An 18,335-nucleotide genomic window follows, 5' to 3' on the forward strand; every position below is an offset into this window, starting at 1 on the left:
GAACAGTCGACTCTTCACCTTTGTGATTTTTGCTCGTTCTGGATCCGCCCGGTCAGGCGATGCGCAGGGTGATAAAAAGTTTTTTTAGGTTTTACTGTTCACTCTGTTCGCCTTTTATTTTTTATTAATAATTTCATTGTGATACAGGGTTCACATACGGTGAAGGGTGAACAGGGGATTGTTCATCTTGTGGCAATGGCCAGAAAGGAAAAGACCGGCTGTTGCCGGTCTGAGTTAGGTTATGTTGCTGTGGGTTCGTCACACTTCGACAGCCAGTCGCCGTAGCTTTCCTCTTTCAGCGACAGGTTGGTCTGGATCCCCTGCTTTATGTGTCGCTTCTCATAATTCAGGTCGCACTCTTTCAGCATCATGGGCAGCCCCAGCCCGAACATTTTCAGGCTGAGCTCGTTCCTGTATCCGTTGGCCTCCATATAGGCCAGATACGTGTGATAGAGATATTTACGGTAATTACGCGGGATGATACTGGCATTCCCCATAAACATCCCGTTAGTCTGCGAGAGCATGTCCAGATAGCCACAAAAATCAAAGGTCGGGTCAGCATCGCACTTGATGCTGAGCGCCTCGTCGGAGTTCTGCTGCGACTGGAGCAGTGCGCGGGCTGCCATCAGGTCGCTAAACTGCTGCATAAGCTGGCGCACAATCACGGCCAGCTCGCGCGCAATTTTATCCCTGAGCTGCGGGTCGCGCTCCTCCGGGGCAATCTGCTCCGGGAAGTGAATAATCACCCGGCGATGTGACACTCCGCCGCTGCGGTCAGTGAAGCGCATCGGGTTGTTGTTCACGGCCAGAATCACCGCCGGAATATGTGTTGAGTACGGGTTCTGGTATTTCGGGTCAACCGAGACCGCATCGCCGCCGGTGATGGCCCTAAGCCCTGCGCCGTCAACGCTCCATTTTTCCTAATCAGGTAGACGTATCAGCGAGAAACCAATCAGGGATGCGCGATTGCGCGGATCTTCCAATGTATCGACGTCAGCCGAGGTGGCGTTATCCTCTCCGGCGAGCAGGGTCGCGATCTCGGCCAGAATGCTTTTCCCGCTGCCGCCCGGCCCGGTCACTTCGAGAAAGAGCTGCCAGTCGTAGCGGTTCGCCAGCACCATAAACAGCGCGGCGAGTATCACATCGCGTTTATCGGCGCGGCCACCGGCCGCCCGGTCGAGCCAGCGCCAAAAATTCGGTGCGTGGGTCTCCAGCGTTTCGCCCTCAACCAGCGAGGTAAAATCCACGTCGCACAGCGTGCGCAGCCAGTGCAATTTGTGGTGCGGGTTGAACAGGCCGCTTTGGGTATCGAGTACCCCGTAGCGAAAGCCAATCAGACGGCGCGCCGGTGTATCCTGCTGCGGAATAATCAGCTTCAGGGTCTCCACCACCGAGGTAATTTTCCCGGACAAGAACGGGGCACGCAGGCGCTGAAACAGCCCGGCCACGTCACGGGCAAAATCGGATGACGGAATGATTTTCCATATCCCGGCCTCATAGCGTGACAGGAGCTGGCCGTTAGCATCGACGGCCAGCGCTTCGCCGTAATGCTCATGGACCCGCATCGCCTTTTCACTGGTACTCATGGCGGTAAACGCCGCCTCACTCATGGTGTTAAACGGGCTCTCCGCTATAGGGCGAGTAGCGTCATAAATCGCTTTCCGCGTGGCCTCCCCGCCTTTCTGCATAAAGGCGTCATTCCAGTCACCGAACACCGGTGGCAGGGCGACCATGCCGTCACAGGACTCTGCGGCCGCGGCGGCTTTGCTCTGGCCGTCTCCGTTCAGATCCCGGTCGGCTGCCAGCACAAGCTGACAGGCCGGGTATTTATGACGGGCAAGGCTCGCCAGAGAAAGGAGGTTCACGGAGGACTGCGCCACCATGACGGTTTCCCCGCTCAGGTGATGCACGGTGAGCGCGCTCGCATAGCCCTCCGCTATCCACAGGCGTCTGCCACGCTGGCACCTGAGCTGATGGGGTATAACGAACAAATTCCCGCAGTAAAGCAGTAAAACAGAGCGCCATGCAGCACTCAGTTGATTATCTGCGTGAAGCCCTGTCGGTGTGGCTGGCCAGCGGTGAAAAAATTAATTATTCCGCGCAGGGCAGCGATATTTTAACGGCCATCGGATTCAGGCCTGACGCGGCCTCGCGGGATGATCATCGCGAGAAATTCACCCCGGCACAGAGCCTGATTTACACCCGCCGCCGTGCAGAACTGGCCGCACGGTAGTAGGCAAAAAAATCCCCGAAAATCCCGCTATTTTTCCCAAAATAAGCCATGCATCCATAAGATGCATGGTTTTGCATGTGCTTTACCGACACTGAATCCCCCGCCAGCGCCAGCACTGGCACGCCCTGAGGCTGTTTATGCACCTGCATTAAAAGCGACCTCTTAAGCGGGCAGGCGTAGCGGGGAGAGCATTGCGCGCTGAGTTTGATATTGCCTTTTATATCAATGAGCTCAAAGTAGATGCGTTTAACATCCAATCCGCTTGGTTACGGTGAAAAATATAAGCGTGATAGCTTACTAAAATCATATGCACGAGTCCCTTGCGACAATGTGAAATCATTTCATCGAATACCCCCCTGTAAATCAAAGTGCTTCAAGCCTCAATAAACAAGAAGCACCTTATAGCAAGGTTTATGTATTCATTCTTCTGATTCAACAAATTCAAAACAATGATTACACAACCCTCTTTTTTTATAAGCCGCATGATTAACATCAATTGGAGCTTTGCAATGTGGACACCTAAAGGCCTCACCGATTTCCATCATAAATGACTGGAAGAAAGCATCCTCAAGAGAAATCCTGCGAACATCACGCAGATCCTTTATATTGAGGTCGTTAAGCATTGACGTATCTAGTTTGTTTTTCGTTATATTAAGAGAGTTATAACAACCATAGTCGACAGAGTAAACATTGTATGATACCCCTGGGTGATCTTTATGCGAAAATCCACTTTTACGCAAATGAATAACGCGCAAGTCGATAAGATTCTGAATGTGTTTATTATTCGAATATTTTTCAGGAATCAAAAAATGCATGGATTTCTTTTTTTCTATTACTTCCTTCACTATTTCAGTTAATAATTTCTTCTCAATATCGTTTTTATCAACCTGTTCTTTTTTATCTGACTCATACCATTCGGCATTAGCTAGTCGTAAATTTTTAACGCTAATCCTCGCAGCTGTCGAACTAGATGATAGCATGAATTTATCATAGCTATTAAGAAACAAATTCATGAAATCTCGTGGTATTCCAGCACAAGCAATTAATATTTCATTCAACGCAACATTAGCAAAAAGTATATTAATAAAGCTGTCTTTAGTTTTCTTCTCTTTTTTAACAAGATTATCAATGGCTGTTTTATTTATTGAAGAAAGATGTTTATATAGAAGATCATTAAAGAAATCTCTAGTTTGGTTTTTATTAACTTCAAAAACATATCTCATATCTAGAGGATATCCAAAAATATCCCCCCCTTCTTCGAGACCAAAAAATTTACTCTCAGTTTTAATACCCAAAGTAGTTCTATTCGGAATAGCTGCAATTTTTGTAACCACATTGATTGCAGAAAATGTTTTTTTAAAAATCTCTGCCAATGAAGGCTGTATTTCACGAGGTATTTCTGACCATTCATCAACTAAAATCATCAGAAAGCGCAAATCCAACTCGTTTAAAATTTCATCAAGTGCATTAGTGATATGTAAAATGGAGACATGCCCTCTACGGCCAGTTTGTTTGTTTTCTTTAACAGTACCTGACGCTGATAATTTTGCACTAGGGCTTTTCGATATATTCACGTCTCCACTTAAAGTTTTCACCTCCTCCTCAGATACCGTTAAGTCATTAGATTTTTTTAATTCTCGACCATTGAATTCCAAATATAATGATTCAAAAAAATCATTTAATTGAGATTTTTTGGAATCAAACAAAGCCTCATTTTTAGAATCAAATTCATTTTTATTTAATAGAGTGGGTAAGTTACAATACAAATTAAATGAAACTTCTTGCATTATGTATTTGAAAATCAAAAGAGCATCAACCTCCTTGTTTTCCACCTCTGGTGAAACCAAAGGTATAATTCTCCTTAAGTCTATATAAACTGGGAACACTTTATCATCAGGATAATTATAAGCAACCCTTTCAGACAATGCTTTGAGGAGATGGGTTTTTCCTGACCCACGCCGTCCATAAACAACCGTGTTATTAATATTATCAATATTCCTAATATTTTCCTCACCGGAGTAAAGTTCCAAATAACTATTGTAATCAATTCTCTCAGCTCGAATGTTATTAGCCAACTTACCTATGCAACTATTTATCTCTTGTGATTTTATGCTCATCCCAGCTCCAAGTGTTATTTTTAATTAGCCGCTCACGTAATAATATCCTTTGAATAAATTAGTTCACTCTAATTTATTCAAAGGCACTACGTGGAAGTTTGGCAAAATCATAAGCTGTAACATACCCATTTGAGTTTCTATCAAGGTAGTCAGCCCACCACTATACCATCAAACGCCGCTCATCCAAATGTTCAGAAGTATGAATATAGGCCGAGCGCACATTACTGTGCTCAGAGTGGCTTAACTGGCGCTCGATAGCGTCATTGCTCCATAACCCTGACTCTCCCAACGCACCACGCGCCATCGTCCTAAAACCATGCCCGCAAACCTCGATTTTCGTGGCATATCCTATCGCACGTAATGCGCTGTTCACCGTGTTTTCACTCATAACCTTAGTTGCGTCATGATCACCCGGAAAAAGCAGCTCTTTATCACCACTAATCTGCTTTAACTGGTCTAACAAAATCATCGCCTGTCGACTAAGCGGAACGATATGCTCCTCTTTCATCTTCATACCCCGGTACGAGTAACGCACACCCTTAATTTCCTCTCGTTTTGCAGGTACTCGCCAGAGAGATTTATCGAAGTCGAACTCATCCCAACGCGCGAAACGTAACTCACTGGAACGCACAAAAGTCAGCAAAGAAAGCTCGACTGCGATCCGTGTCATCACACGGCCACAATAAGCAGCAAGACGAGCAAGAAACTCAGGGAACCGGCTGGAGGGTAAAGCGGGGTAATGTCGTGCTTTGGTTGTAGATAACGCACCGACCTATCACTGGCTGGATTTGAGTCGATGTAATCGTTCTGTACGGCATAACGCATTATGACCGTCACGCGCTGCTGCAGGCGCTGAGCAACGTCATGTTTACCACTGGCATCAACTTTTTTAATTGGGGCTAACAGGTGGCTAGTTTTGAGCTGGCGAATGTCGGATGAGCCGATATGAGGAAAGATATAAAGCTCAAGATAGCGAAGAACGCGCGCTCTATGGTCTTCACTCCAGCGCTTGTTACTGGCATGCCATTCACGGGCAATGGTTTCGAAAGTATATACCCACGAATTCTCGGCCTGAGCTTCTTTCTGTTCGGCTTTTGGGTCAATGCCCTGCACTAACAGCTTTTTAGCTTCGTCGCGCTTTGCTCTTGCCTGAGCAAGCGTCACTGTAGGCCAAACACCAAAAGCGAGACGATCCTCTTTTTTGTCGGAGGGACGTCGGTATTTCATACGCCAGTATTTAGAACCCTTTGGCGAAACCTCGAGATACAAACCGCCGCCATCGGCCATTTTGTAGGTTTTGTCTTTTGGCTTTGCGGTCTCGACCTCCCTGGCATTGAGCTTCATTTTGGGGGCACATTTCTAATCGAAGTTAAGATGCCCCCAATTATGCCCCCAATGACATGCGGATAGCCTCGGACGACTCAGGACGTAAAAACCGCTGCAAGCATTGATTTTAAAGGGATAATTGGACTTTCTCGGATGGTCTGGGAAGAACTAATGGTGCCGAAGGCCGGACTCGAACCGGCACGTATTTCTACGGTTGATTTTGAATCAACTGCGTCTACCGATTTCGCCACTTCGGCACTGAAGGGGATGCGGAAACCCGTGCATTATACCCGCTGGCGATCGCCATGCAACAGATATCCGCCGCGGCGGTTTTCAACTGTTGAAAAAAGCACCTCAGTCGATAGGTGCGCTGGTTTTTCAGCGTGTTAGCAAGGGATGGCGCCAGTAGCCCGCAAGGCCGCAAACCGACAGAGACAAAAAAGGCGGGTCAGTGACCCGCCTGGCTATCTGGCCCAGCGAATGGGCTTAGTTGATCTTCACCGGCATGCCGGAGCGGGCCTTCAGGGCTTCGTCTACGGCGTGGGTGCTGACGCTGGGGTCGGCGACGATCTTGGTCACCGCGGCGTTGAGCTGGATCGGGACCGGCGCGCGGGACTGCCACTCCGCCTCGGTGGTGGAGAGCGGGTTATGCACCTCGATATAGCGGGAGCCGTCCGGTTCGACGGTGGCTTTTACCGGTTCGTCGATAAACTGCACGCGGGTGCCGACCGGGACGTTGTCAAACAGCCACTTGATGTCCGGGTCGCGCAGGCGCACGCAGCCGTGGCTGACGCGCAGGCCGATACCGAAGTTGGCGTTGGTGCCGTGCACCGCATACAGGCGGCCGACGTACAGGGCGTACAGCCCCATCGGGTTGTCCGGACCGGCGGGGAAGACGGCGGGCAGGTACTGGCCGTTGGCGGCGTACTCTTCGTGCATCTTCTTGGTCGGGGTCCAGGTCGGGCCGGCTTTCTTGCGCTGGACGGAGGTCACCCAGTTCATCGGGGTGTCGCGGCCCAGCTGGCCGATGCCGATCGGCAGTACGATCACGGTCTTACTACCTTTCGGATAGTAGTACAGGCGCATTTCGGCGCTGTTGATCACGATCCCCTCGTGGGGCGTGTTCGGCAGGATCAGCTGCTGCGGGATGGTCAGGCTACGACCTGCGCGCGGCAGGTAGGGGTCGACGCCGGGGTTGGCTTCCAGCATGTTACTCAGCCCCATCTGATACTGGGCAGCAAAGTGCTCCAGCGGGTACTTACTGTCTTCCGGGACCTTGATCTGCAGGTTCTCGCCAACCACTCGGCTGTTGTTCGCCGGCAGAGGGTATACCACGGCAAACGCAGACTGCACGCAGGCAGTCGCGGCCAGAAGTACCGTGAGAAGCGCACGGATACTCATTTTCATGTTTCTATTCCTGTTGGGTGCTTAACGCCGCGCAGGCGGTTGTTCGGTTACAGTCACAAATGACCGCTGCGCATTATATGTTCACAGAGGACAAAGAGGAAAAAATAACTGCGCTGCGGCAGAAAATTTCACCGTGACCGCCCCGTTCAGCCTCTCTCTTTACAGCGTAGCAAGATTACCCTTGCATGTGCGCTGCGTCACATTCATTTTTACCCGCGGCAGCACTCTGGCAGTATTTTTTACAAAATTCCCGGCGAAAAGCGCTGCCGTGCAGCGTTGGCTGGCATTACTATACTTACCCTCTTAATTCCCTAGCGTTTGAATGACATGGATACTCGTTTTCGCTCTTTTTTTCCGCTGGCCGCGCTGGCCATCGGCTGCATGCTGAGCGGCGTTTCCGCCCGCGCCGCCGCGCCGGATGCCCAGATCAGCGCAACCGTTGATCGCTACGCCGAACATATCTTTTACAACAGCGGCGCCACCGGGATGGCGCTGGTCGCCATCGACGGCAGGGAGCAGCTGTTCCGCAGCTACGGTGAGACCAAGCCGGGCAACCATCAGCGCCCGCGCCCCGACTCGCTGATCCGTATCGCCTCCCTGACTAAGCTGATGACCAGTGAGGCGCTGGTCAAGCTGGACGCCGAGGGCAAAGTCAAGCTGACCGATCCCCTGTCGCGCTATGCGCCACCGGGTAAGCGTGTGCCCACTAACGCCTCCGGCAGGCCGATCCGCCTGATGCACCTGGCCTCCCACACCAGCGGTCTGCCGCGCGAGCAGCCGGGCGGCGCCGCCAATCGGGCGGTGTTCACCTGGCCGACCTATAGCCAGCGCTGGCAGTGGCTGCAGCGCGCGCGTCTGAGCGTGGCCCCGGGCAGCAGCGCAGCCTACTCTAACCTGGCCTACGATCTGCTGGCTGACGCCCTGGCCCACGCCACCCGGCAGAGCTACCCGGCGCTGTTTCAGCGCCTGATCGCCCGCCCGCTGGGGATGAGCAGCACTACCTATACCCCGACGGCGACGCAGTGCGCGCGTCTGATGATCCCGGCGCGCAGTGCCAGCCCCTGTATCTCCTCGCTGGCGGCTATCGGCAGCGGCGGCGTCTACTCCACGCCGGACGACATGCGTCGCTGGATGCAGCAGTTTCTGGCCGGCGGTCAGCAGCCGCGCAGCCCCTATGCCGCCCGTCTGCTGAAGATGTACTATCCGCGCGCCAAGCTGAATCAGGTGAAAGGCATGGATGTGCCGGGCAAGGCCTCCGCCCTGGGGCTGGGATGGGTGGCGATGGCGCCGCAGGACGGGCACCCGGCCATCATTCAGAAGACCGGCGGCGCCGGCGGCTTTATCACCTATATGGCGCTGATCCCGGAGAAGAACATCGGAGTCTTCGTGGTGGTCACCCGCAGCGACCTGACGCGCTTTAAGAACATGAGCGACGGGGTGAACGATCTGGTCAGCGCGCTGGCGGCGCAGAAGCGTTAAGGCCTGAGGCCAAGGGCGAGATGCTCGAAGTGAGTAATCACTTATATCGCGCCAGCGGGCCGCTTTGGATGCCGCCCCCCGCGCGCTCATGCCTCGCCCGGTTTTTTTACTCATCAGATACAAGCGGGGCGCCCTTAGGCGCCCCGCATAACCTATCCCCACACCGCTAGCTGCGGCGCAGCAGCAGATAGACGCTGAGCCCCAGAAACAGCGCGCTGGGCAGCACCGCCCCGATCACCGGCGGCACGTTGTACACCAGGCTCATCGGGCCGAAGATCTGATCCAGCACGTAAAACACAAAGCCAAAGCAGATGCCGGTCAGCACCCGAACCCCCATCGGCACGCTGCGCAGCGGGCCGAAGATAAACGACAGCGCCATCAGCATCATCACCGCCACGGAGAGCGGCGCAAAGATTTTGCTCCACAGGTTGAGCTGGTAGCGGCTGGACTCCTGGCCGCTCTGCTTCAGGTATTTGACGTAGTGGTACAGCCCGCTGATGGAGAGGGAGTCGGGGCTAACCGCCACCACCCCCAGCTTGTCCGGCGTCAGGTTGGTCTTCCACACCCCGCTCAGGGTACGTGAGCCGGTGATCATCTTCGGATCGGTCAGGTTGGACTCCTCCACCTGGGCCAGCTTCCACTGCTTGCCGTCAAAGGTGGCCGACGCCGCGTAGCGCAGCGAGGTCAGCTTACGCTGGGCGTTCAGTGTGTAAATGCTCACCCCGCCAAGGGTACGGTCGTTCACCACCTGGGCAATATAGACAAACTGGTTGCCATCTTTGGCCCACAGCCCGCCCTGGGTCGACAGCAGCGAGCCGCCGTACATCTGCTGGGCGCGGTAGTTGCGCGCCGCCTGATCCCCCTGCGGCGCCACCCACTCACCGATGGCCATGGTCAGCAGCACCAGCGGGATGGCGGTTTTCATCACCGCCGATGCCACCTGCATACGGGTAAAGCCGGCGGCCTGCATCACCACCAGCTCGCTGCGCTGCGCCAGCATCCCCAGCCCGAGCAGGGCGCCGAGCAGCGCCGCCATCGGAAAGAAGATTTCGATATCCTTGGGGATGCTCAGCAGGGTAAACAGGCCGGCGCCGGCCACGGAGTAGTCGCCCTGACCCACCTTGCGCAGCTGATCGACAAACTTGATGATGCCCGACAGCGACACCAGCATGAACAGGGTCATCATGATGGTGTTGAAGATGGTGCGGCCAATATAACGATCGAGAACGCCAAACATCAGGCCACTCCTTTTCCGCTCAGGCGCGCGCGCAGGCGACGCATCGGGACGGTATCCCACAGGTTAAGCGCGACGGCCAGCAGCAGGTAGAGACCGTTCACCGCCCACATCCAGATCATCGGGTCCAGCTTGTCCTTACCGCCGTTGGAGCGCAGGGAGCTCTGCAGCAGGAAGAAGATAAGGTACAGCAGCATCGCCGGCAGCATCGACAGCACCCGCCCCTGGCGCGGGTTGACCACGCTGAGCGGCACCACCATCAGCGCCATCACGATCACCGAGAACACCAGGGTCAGACGCCAGTGAAACTCGGCGCGGAAGCTCGGCTCCTGCGAGTGCCACAGGGCGGACATGCTGGCCTGATCGGCGTTATTGGGGTCCAGCATCGCCGATTTATGGCCGATGATCGCCGAATAGTCGACAAAGTCGGTGATACGGAAATCGCGCAGCATGGCGGTGCCCTCATAGCGGGTGCCGCTGTCCAGCACCACCTTCTGCGCGCCGTCTTTCATCTCCACCAGATGGCCGCTGTCGGCCACCACCACCGACGGGCGCTGGGAGCCGCTGGGGCGCAGCTGGGCCAGGAAGACATTATGGAATTTCTTGTCCTTCACATTGCCGACAAACAGCACATAGTTGCCGTCCTGCGAGGGCTGAAACTGCCCCTCCGCCAGCGACGCCAGGCCGGGGTTGGCTCGTGCCTCGGCCATCACTTCGTCCGAATGCAGCGAGGACCACGGGCTCAGCCAGAAGGCGTTGACCAGCGCCAGCGCGCCGGTAATAAAGGCCAGCGCCATCGCCGCCTTCACCAGCACCGCCTTGCTCAGGCCGCAGGCGTGCATCACCGTGATCTCGCTCTCCGTGTACAGTCTGCCCAGCGTCATCAGCAGCCCCAGGAACAGGCTGAGCGGAAGAATGAGCTGGGCCATCTCCGGTATTCCCAGCCCGAGCAGGGAAAATACCAGATTGGTCGGGATATCACCGTTCACCACCGCCCCTAAAATTCGCACCATCTTTTGGCAAAAAAAGATCAGTAGCAGAATAAACAGGATAGCGACCTGGCTCTTAAAGGTTTCCCGTACTAGATATCTAATGATGATCACGCTTATTACGCCTGTGAAAACTTGTATTTTTGCAGGAAAATAGATAATTTCTACGCTAACGCGCCATTTTTATGATGATTATGGCAGCGGCAACAATCAGGAACACGATATACAGCCTTTGCTGTCCGGGCGGCGTAAAAGCACACTGGGAACGTGACCAGATCCCAAAACGCCAACCGCTTGTCAGGTAAACTGATTGTACTGTAAACCGATTGTACCGTAATCGTTAGTCACGAAAACGACAAATTTAGCCGCCGGCAGCGCAAAAAACCAGCAAAAGCCGCTGCGGTGGCCGGATAAGACCAATGCCGGCACGATTTTACCGTTTGGCTCAAAAAACGTGTGGCAATAATTGTTTCTAGTCAGTTCAACGGCGCAGGGGCCGCAGCTCGCTTGAGTATAGTTTATCTGCCCCCCCGGCCGCTGTCTTTAAGATTCAGGAGAGTGCATGGAGTTCAGTGTAAAGAGCGGTAGCCCGGAAAAACAGCGTAGCGCCTGTATCGTGGTCGGCGTGTTCGAACCGCGTCGCCTGTCACCGATTGCCGAACAGCTCGACAAGATCAGCGACGGCTATATCAGCGCCCTACTGCGCCGCGGCGAACTGGAAGGCAAGGTGGGTCAAACCCTATTGCTGCACCATGTCCCCAACGTACTCTCAGAGCGCATCCTGCTGATCGGCTGCGGCAAAGAGCGTGAGCTGGACGAGCGCCAGTATAAGCAGGTGGTCCAGAAGACCATCAACACCCTGAATGACACCGGCTCGATGGAGGCGGTGTGCTTCCTCACCGAGCTGCACGTCAAGGGCCGCAACACCTACTGGAAGGTGCGTCAGGCCGTCGAAACGGCCAAAGAGACCCTCTACACCTTCGATCAACTGAAGAGCAACAAGGTGGAGCCGCGCCGCCCGCTGCGCAAGATGGTGTTCAACGTGCCGACCCGCCGCGAGCTGACCAGCGGCGAACGCGCCATTCAGCACGGCCTGGCCATCGCCGCCGGGATCAAGGCCGCCAAGGATCTCGGCAACATGCCGCCCAATATCTGTAACGCGGGCTACCTGGCCTCGCAGGCGCGTCAGCTGGCCGACAGCTACGCCGACGCCGTCACCACCCGGGTGATCGGCGAACAGCAGATGAAAGAGCTGGGCATGAACGCCTATCTGGCCGTCGGTCAGGGCTCGCAGAATGAGTCGCTGATGTCGGTGATCGAATACAAGGGCAGCCCGAACCCGGACGCACGCCCGATCGTGTTGGTCGGCAAAGGGCTGACCTTCGACGCCGGCGGCATCTCCCTCAAGCCGGGCGAAGGCATGGACGAGATGAAGTACGACATGTGCGGCGCCGCTTCGGTGTATGGCGTGATGCGCATGGCGGCCGAGCTGCGGCTGCCCCTCAACATCGTCGGGGTGCTGGCGGGCTGTGAAAACATGCCGGGCGGGCGCGCCTACCGGCCGGGCGACATTCTCACTACCATGTCCGGCCAGACCGTCGAGGTGCTCAACACCGACGCCGAAGGGCGCCTGGTGCTGTGCGACGTGCTGACCTACGTCGAACGCTTCGAGCCAGAGCTGGTGGTGGACGTCGCCACCCTGACCGGCGCCTGCGTCATCGCCCTGGGTCATCACCTGACCGGCCTGATGGCTAACCATAACCCGCTGGCCTCCGAGCTGCTGAGCGCCGCGGAACAGGCGGGCGATCGCGCCTGGCGTCTGCCGCTGGGCGAGGAGTTCCAGGAACAGCTGGACTCCAACTTCGCCGACATGGCCAACATCGGTGGCCGTCCGGGCGGAGCGATCACCGCCGCCTGCTTCCTGGCGCGCTTCACCCGCAAGTACAACTGGGCGCATCTGGATATCGCCGGTACCGCCTGGCGCTCCGGCAAGGCCAAGGGAGCCACGGGCCGCCCGGTGGCGCTGCTGTCGCAGTTCCTGCTCAACCGCGCAGGGCTAAACGGCGAGGAGTGATCCCGCCTCTCCCCTCCCGCACGGGAGGGGATGCATGAATATTCCCGCCATTGCTGTAGAATAGAAGAAAGGGTCGTCCGCCGCGCGGGCGGCCGCGTCCCGTCGCTGATCCCGGCGGCGGGGCAATCACCTAGCAGGATAGATCCGACTCCCGATGAAACAGGCAACCTTTTATTTGCTGGAGCAGCCCCAGGCGGCGGACGCGCCGGACGATGTAGAAACGCTGGCCTGCGATCTGGCCTGTCAGCACTGGCGCGCCGGTAAACGGGTGCTGCTGGCCTGCGCCAGCCAGGAACAGGCGCTGCGCCTGGACGAGGCGCTGTGGGCGCGCGATCCGCAGCAGTTCGTGCCGCACAGCCTGGCCGGAGAGGGGCCGCGCTTCGGCGCGCCGGTGGAGCTGTCCTGGCCGGGCAAACGCGGCAGCGCACCGCGCGAGCTGTTAATCAGCCTGCTGCCGACGTTCGCGGATTTTGCCACCGCTTTCCATGAAGTGATAGACTTCGTGCCTTACGAAGACGCATTAAAGCAGTTGGCGCGCGAACGCTATAAAGCCTATCGCAGCGTCGGCTTTCACTTGACCACGGCGACGCCGCCAACTCACTGACCGATCAGACGAAACAGACGAAGAATGGAAAAAACATACAACCCGCAAGACATCGAACAGCCGCTGTATGCGCACTGGGAACAGCAGGGCTACTTTAAGCCGAACGGCGACACCAGCAAAGAAAGCTTCTGCATCATGATCCCGCCGCCGAACGTGACCGGTAGCCTGCACATGGGCCACGCGTTCCAGCAGACCATCATGGACACCATGATCCGCTACCAGCGCATGCAGGGTAAAAATACCCTATGGCAGGTAGGGACCGACCATGCCGGTATCGCCACCCAGATGGTGGTTGAGCGTAAGATTGCGGCCGAAGAGGGCAAGACCCGCCACGACTACGGCCGTGACGCCTTCATCGACAAGATCTGGCAGTGGAAGGCCGAATCCGGCGGCACCATCACCCGCCAGATGCGCCGTCTGGGCAACTCCGTCGACTGGGAGCGCGAGCGCTTCACCATGGACGACGGCCTGTCCAACGCGGTGAAAGAAGTCTTCGTCCGTCTGTATCAGGAAGATCTGATCTACCGCGGCAAGCGTCTGGTCAACTGGGATCCGAAGCTGCGCACCGCCATCTCCGATCTGGAAGTGGAGAACCGTGAAACCAAGGGCTCCATGTGGCATCTGCGCTATCCGCTGGCCGACGGCGCCAAGACCGCAGAGGGTCAGGATCACCTGGTGGTCGCCACCACCCGTCCGGAGACCCTGCTGGGCGACACCGGCGTGGCGGTCAACCCGGAGGATCCGCGCTACAAAGATCTGATCGGCAAGTTCGTCATCGTCCCGCTGGTCAACCGCCGCATTCCGATCGTCGGCGACGAACACGCCGACATGGAGAAAGGCACCGGTTGCGTGAAGATCACCCCGGCGCACGACTTCAACGACTATGAGGTCGGTCGTCGCCACCAGCTGCCGATGATCAACATCCTCACCTTCGATGCCGACATCCGTGAGCAGGCGCAGGTGCTCGACACCAACGGCGTCGAGTGCGACGCCTACAGCGATGAGCTGCCGGCCGCATTCCGCGGCATGGAGCGCTTTGCCGCCCGTAAGGCCATCGTCAAGGCCTGCGACGAGGCCGGTCTGCTGGTCGAGATCAAGCCGCACGATCTGACGGTGCCCTACGGCGACCGCGGCGGCGTGGTGATCGAACCGATGCTGACCGACCAGTGGTACGTGCGCGCCGCCCCGCTGGCTAAGCCGGCCATTGAAGCGGTCGAAAACGGTGACATTCAGTTTGTGCCCAAGCAGTACGAAAACATGTACTTCTCCTGGATGCGCGACATTCAGGACTGGTGTATCTCCCGTCAGCTGTGGTGGGGTCACCGTATCCCGGCTTGGTACGATGCCGAGGGCCACGTCTACGTGGGCCGCAGCGAAGAAGAGGTGCGCAACGAGAACGGCCTGGGCGCCGAGGTGACGCTGACCCAGGACAACGACGTGCTGGATACCTGGTTCTCCTCCGCCCTGTGGACCTTCTCCACCCTGGGCTGGCCGGAGAATACCGAGGCGCTGAAGACCTTCCATCCGACCAACGTGCTGACCAGCGGCTTCGACATCATCTTCTTCTGGATCGCCCGCATGATCATGATGACCATGCACTTCATCAAGGATGAAGACGGCAAACCACAGGTGCCGTTCAAGACCGTGTATATCACCGGCCTGATCCGCGACGACGAAGGGCAGAAGATGTCCAAGTCCAAGGGCAACGTCATCGATCCGCTGGATATGATCGACGGTATCAGCCTGCCGGCGCTGCTGGAGAAGCGCACCGGCAACATGATGCAGCCACAGCTGGCCGAGAAGATCGCCAAGCGCACCGAGAAGCAGTTCCCGGACGGCATCGAGCCGCACGGCACCGACGCCCTACGCTTCACCCTGTCCGCCCTGGCCTCCACCGGCCGTGACATCAACTGGGACATGAAGCGCCTGGAAGGCTACCGCAACTTCTGTAACAAGCTGTGGAACGCCAGCCGTTTCGTACTGATGAACACCGAAGGCCACGACTGTGGCTTCAACGACGGCGAAAAGGTCTACTCGCTGGCCGATCGCTGGATCCTGGCGGAGTTCAACCGCACGGTGAAGGCGATGCGTGAGGCGCTGGACAGCTACCGCTTTGATATCGCCGCCAATATCCTGTACGAGTTCACCTGGAACCAGTTCTGCGACTGGTATCTGGAGCTGGCCAAGCCGGCGATCAACGACGGCAGCGACGCCGAGCTGCGCGGCACCCGCCACACCCTGGTCACCGTGCTGGAAGGGCTGCTGCGCCTGGCGCACCCGATCATTCCGTTCATCACCGAGACCATCTGGCAGCGGGTCAAGCCGCTGGTCGGCATCGACGCCGATACCATCATGCTGCAGCCCTACCCGCAGTATGACGCGGCCCTGGACGACGCGCAGGCGCTGTCCGATCTGGAGTGGATCAAGCAGGCCATCATCGCGGTGCGTAACATCCGCGCCGAGATGAACATCGCCCCGAGCAAGCCGCTGGATCTGCTGCTGCGCGACGCCAGCGCCGACGCCCAGCGTCGCGTGGAGCAGAACCGCAGCTTTATCCAGTCGCTGGCGCGCCTGCAGGGCATCACCCTGCTGCCGGCCGGCGACAAGGGCCCGGTCTCCGTCACCAAGCTGGTGGAGGGCGCCGAGCTACTGATCCCGATGGCCGGTCTGGTCGACAAGGCCACCGAGCTGGATCGCCTGACCAAAGAGGTGGCCAAGATCGACGGCGAGATCGCCCGCATCGAAGCCAAGCTCTCCAACGAAGGCTTTGTGGCGCGTGCCCCGGAGGCGGTGGTCGCCAAGGAGCGCGAAAAGCTGAACGGCTACGCCGATGCCAAGGCCAAGCTGATCGAACAGCAGGCGGTGATCGCCGCGCTGTAATCGCCCCCGGCGGGCAAGCACGACAGCGGGAGCCAGACGGCTCCCGTTTTTTTTAGTGTACGCCCGGGCCGGCCCGCAAATGCGCGATACCGGTGCTAAGCCTACCGCAGCGGCTATAATCACAGACAGCGCAATCAATCACCTACCGACGTTGGGGGCCATCTACGCGCGCACTCCGGCCATCGTCGTGCCGGATCCCACCGCCCCCTGATGCGAGGAGCCCGATGGATATTCGTTTCCCCGGCAGCCACGGGCCGCTGAGCCTGAACCCCAATCGCTGGGATATCGTCGCCTTTCCGCTGATCATCAGCCTGATCGCCATGATGGCCATCGGTTTTCATCAGGCGCTGCAGCCTCTCGCCAGCCTGGAAAAGCAGAGTATCTCCCTGGCGCCGGGCGCCCTGCCGGAGTATGCCCTGCGCACCACCCTGCGCATGCTGGTGGCCATGCTGGCCTCGCTGCTGTTCACCCTGATCTACGGCACGCTGGCGGCTAAAAGCCGGCGGGCGGCCAAGGTATTGGTGCCGATGCTGGATATCCTGCAGTCGGTGCCGGTGCTCGGCTATATCTCGTTTACCGTCACCTTCTTTATCGCCCTGTTCCCCGGGCGGGTGCTGGGGGTCGAGCTGGCGGCCATCTTCGCCATCTTTACCAGCCAGGCCTGGAATATGACCTTCAGCTTTTACCAGTCCCTGCGCACCGTCCCCGGCGATCTGGATGAGGTCGCCCGCGGCTTGCACTTCACCGGCTGGCAGCGTTTCTGGAAGCTGGATGTCCCCTTTGCCATGCCTGGGCTTATCTGGAACATGATGATGTCGATGTCCGGCGGCTGGTTCTTTATTGTGGCCTCGGAGGCGATTACCGTCGGCAATACCCACTTCGTCCTGCCGGGCATCGGCGCCTATCTGGCCGAGGCGATCCTGCAGCGCGATCTCCACGCCATCGGCTGGGTGCTGCTGACCATGGTGGCGGTGATCCTCATCTACGATCAGCTGCTGTTCCGCCCGCTGGTCGCCTGGGCCGATAGGTTCCGCATGGAGAATACCCGCACCGCCAATCCCCCTACCTCCTGGCTGCTCAACCTGCTGCGGCGTACCCGCCTGTTCCACCGCCTGCTCGCCCCGCTGGGGCAGTTGCTGGGTTGGCTGGCACGCCTGCCGCTGCGCTGGCCCGGACAGTCGCGCTACCGCCCCACGCCGGCACCGGGGCGCTCACCGCGCTATCTCGATCTGCTCTGGAGTGCGGCTATCCTCGTGTTGACCCTGTATCTTTGTATCCGGGTCGTCCTGTATGTCCGCAGCGGCGTTTCGCTGCATGAGGTCGGCTATGTCCTGCTGATGGGGCTGGTAACCCTGCTGCGCGTCAGCCTGTTAATCCTGATCTCCTCGCTCATCTGGGTGCCGCTGGGGGTGCTGATCGGCCTGCGTCCGGCCCTGGCCGGTAAGATCCAACCGCTGGCCCAGTTTTTGGCCGCCTTTCCGGCCAACCTGCTGTTTCCCGCCTTCGTCATCGCCATCATGCACTTTCAGCTCAACCCGGACATCTGGCTGTCGCCGCTGATCGTGCTGGGCACCCAGTGGTATATTTTGTTCAACATCGTGGCCGGCACCATGAATTTTCCCAATGACTATCGCGAGGTCACGGCCAATCTGCATATTCGCGGCTGGCAGTGGTGGCGCCAGATCATGCTGCCGGCCATCTTTCCCTACTATGTCACCGGCGCCGTCACCGCCGCCGGCGGGGCCTGGAACGCCAGCATCGTGGCCGAATATGTCCAGTGGGGCGATACCCGGGTGGCGGCGCACGGTCTGGGAGCCTATATCGCCGAAAACACCGCCGGCGGTAACTTTCCCAAAATCATCCTGGGCATCGCCATCATGTCGCTGTTCGTCACCCTGTTTAACCGCCTGCTGTGGCGCCCGCTGTACGCCTATGCAGAATCCCGCTTTCGCGCCAACTGACCCTGAACACAGAATACTAACCGAGGAGCCG

9 protein-coding genes, 1 tRNA gene and 3 pseudogenes are annotated in these 18,335 nt (G+C 57.4%); 6 read left to right on the forward strand and 7 right to left on the reverse strand.

The features are described from left to right. Positions 1–239: 239 nt before the first annotated feature. Positions 240–1,961: pseudogene (locus ETEE_RS05565) on the reverse strand (primase-like DNA-binding domain-containing protein); the annotation flags it as partial. Between ETEE_RS05565 and ETEE_RS05570 the strand changes: the two are divergent. Further along, a pseudogene (locus ETEE_RS05570) lies at positions 1,944–2,233 on the forward strand (phage polarity suppression protein); the annotation flags it as partial. The pseudogenes ETEE_RS05565 and ETEE_RS05570 sit on opposite strands and share 18 nt — an antisense overlap. 419 nt (positions 2,234–2,652) lie before the next feature. Here the strand turns inward: ETEE_RS05570 and ETEE_RS05575 are convergent. From ETEE_RS05575 to ETEE_RS05590, 4 genes and pseudogenes are all read right to left on the reverse strand, one after another. Continuing rightward, entirely contained in the window at positions 2,653–4,350 is a 1,698-nt protein-coding gene (locus ETEE_RS05575; RefSeq protein WP_034164771.1) for an ORC-CDC6 family AAA ATPase, read from the reverse strand. 73 nt (positions 4,351–4,423) lie between these two features. Continuing rightward, positions 4,424–5,694, reverse strand: a pseudogene (locus tag ETEE_RS05580) (tyrosine-type recombinase/integrase). Positions 5,695–5,848: 154 nt separating this feature from the next. Continuing rightward, positions 5,849–5,933: transfer RNA gene (locus ETEE_RS05585), tRNA-Leu, on the reverse strand. A 229-nt stretch (positions 5,934–6,162) separates the two neighbouring features. Beyond that, entirely contained in the window at positions 6,163–7,083 is a 921-nt protein-coding gene (locus ETEE_RS05590) for a L,D-transpeptidase family protein (RefSeq protein WP_012849905.1), read from the reverse strand. Between the two features lie 327 nt (positions 7,084–7,410). Here ETEE_RS05590 and ampH point away from each other — a divergent pair, with 327 nt between their 5' ends. Beyond that, positions 7,411–8,562 carry a D-alanyl-D-alanine-carboxypeptidase/endopeptidase AmpH gene (gene ampH / locus ETEE_RS05595; RefSeq protein WP_034164772.1) on the forward strand — a complete coding sequence of 384 codons (1,152 nt, stop codon included), beginning with the start codon at positions 7,411–7,413 and terminating at the stop codon, positions 8,560–8,562. A gap of 166 nt (positions 8,563–8,728) precedes the next feature. Here the strand turns inward: ampH and lptG are convergent, their stop codons facing one another. Further along, positions 8,729–9,799, reverse strand: coding sequence for an LPS export ABC transporter permease LptG (gene lptG, locus ETEE_RS05600; RefSeq protein ID WP_012849908.1), 1,071 nt, complete (start codon positions 9,797–9,799; stop codon positions 8,729–8,731). Then, entirely contained in the window at positions 9,799–10,899 is a 1,101-nt protein-coding gene (lptF, locus tag ETEE_RS05605; RefSeq protein WP_034164774.1) for an LPS export ABC transporter permease LptF, read from the reverse strand. Before lptF ends, lptG begins: the two co-directional genes overlap by 1 nt. 448 nt (positions 10,900–11,347) lie before the next feature. Here lptF and pepA point away from each other — a divergent pair, with 448 nt between their 5' ends. The 4 genes from pepA to ETEE_RS05625 all read left to right on the forward strand — a co-directional run bounded on the left by pepA (position 11,348) and on the right by ETEE_RS05625 (position 18,304). Continuing rightward, positions 11,348–12,859 (forward strand): leucyl aminopeptidase, encoded by a 1,512-nt coding sequence (pepA, locus tag ETEE_RS05610; protein WP_012849910.1) that lies wholly within the window; start codon positions 11,348–11,350, stop codon positions 12,857–12,859. Positions 12,860–13,013: 154 nt separating this feature from the next. After that, entirely contained in the window at positions 13,014–13,463 is a 450-nt protein-coding gene (locus ETEE_RS05615) for a DNA polymerase III subunit chi (RefSeq protein ID WP_012849911.1), read from the forward strand. A gap of 24 nt (positions 13,464–13,487) precedes the next feature. Further along, positions 13,488–16,343 carry a valine--tRNA ligase gene (locus ETEE_RS05620; RefSeq protein ID WP_034164775.1) on the forward strand — a complete coding sequence of 952 codons (2,856 nt, stop codon included), beginning with the start codon at positions 13,488–13,490 and terminating at the stop codon, positions 16,341–16,343. Positions 16,344–16,567: 224 nt separating this feature from the next. Beyond that, positions 16,568–18,304: an ABC transporter permease gene (locus tag ETEE_RS05625; protein WP_034164776.1), complete on the forward strand. Its 1,737-nt coding sequence runs from the start codon at positions 16,568–16,570 to the stop codon at positions 18,302–18,304. The last annotated feature ends 31 nt before the right edge of the window (positions 18,305–18,335 follow it).

Source organism: Edwardsiella anguillarum ET080813 (assembly GCF_000264765.2).
Classification (GTDB): domain Bacteria; phylum Pseudomonadota; class Gammaproteobacteria; order Enterobacterales; family Enterobacteriaceae; genus Edwardsiella; species Edwardsiella anguillarum.

Bases quoted from the DNA above. Each gene is read 5' to 3' on its own strand.
- ETEE_RS05620 (WP_034164775.1), top strand. From the start codon at position 13,488: ATGGAAAAAACATACAACCCGCAAGACATCGAACAGCCGCTGTATGCG.
- ETEE_RS05575 (WP_034164771.1), bottom strand. From the start codon at position 4,350: ATGAGCATAAAATCACAAGAGATAAATAGTTGCATAGGTAAGTTGGCT.
- lptG (WP_012849908.1), bottom strand. From the start codon at position 9,799: ATGTTTGGCGTTCTCGATCGTTATATTGGCCGCACCATCTTCAACACC.
- pepA (WP_012849910.1), top strand. From the start codon at position 11,348: ATGGAGTTCAGTGTAAAGAGCGGTAGCCCGGAAAAACAGCGTAGCGCC.
- ETEE_RS05590 (WP_012849905.1), bottom strand. From the start codon at position 7,083: ATGAAAATGAGTATCCGTGCGCTTCTCACGGTACTTCTGGCCGCGACT.
- ampH (WP_034164772.1), top strand. From the start codon at position 7,411: ATGGATACTCGTTTTCGCTCTTTTTTTCCGCTGGCCGCGCTGGCCATC.
- ETEE_RS05625 (WP_034164776.1), top strand. From the start codon at position 16,568: ATGGATATTCGTTTCCCCGGCAGCCACGGGCCGCTGAGCCTGAACCCC.
- ETEE_RS05615 (WP_012849911.1), top strand. From the start codon at position 13,014: ATGAAACAGGCAACCTTTTATTTGCTGGAGCAGCCCCAGGCGGCGGAC.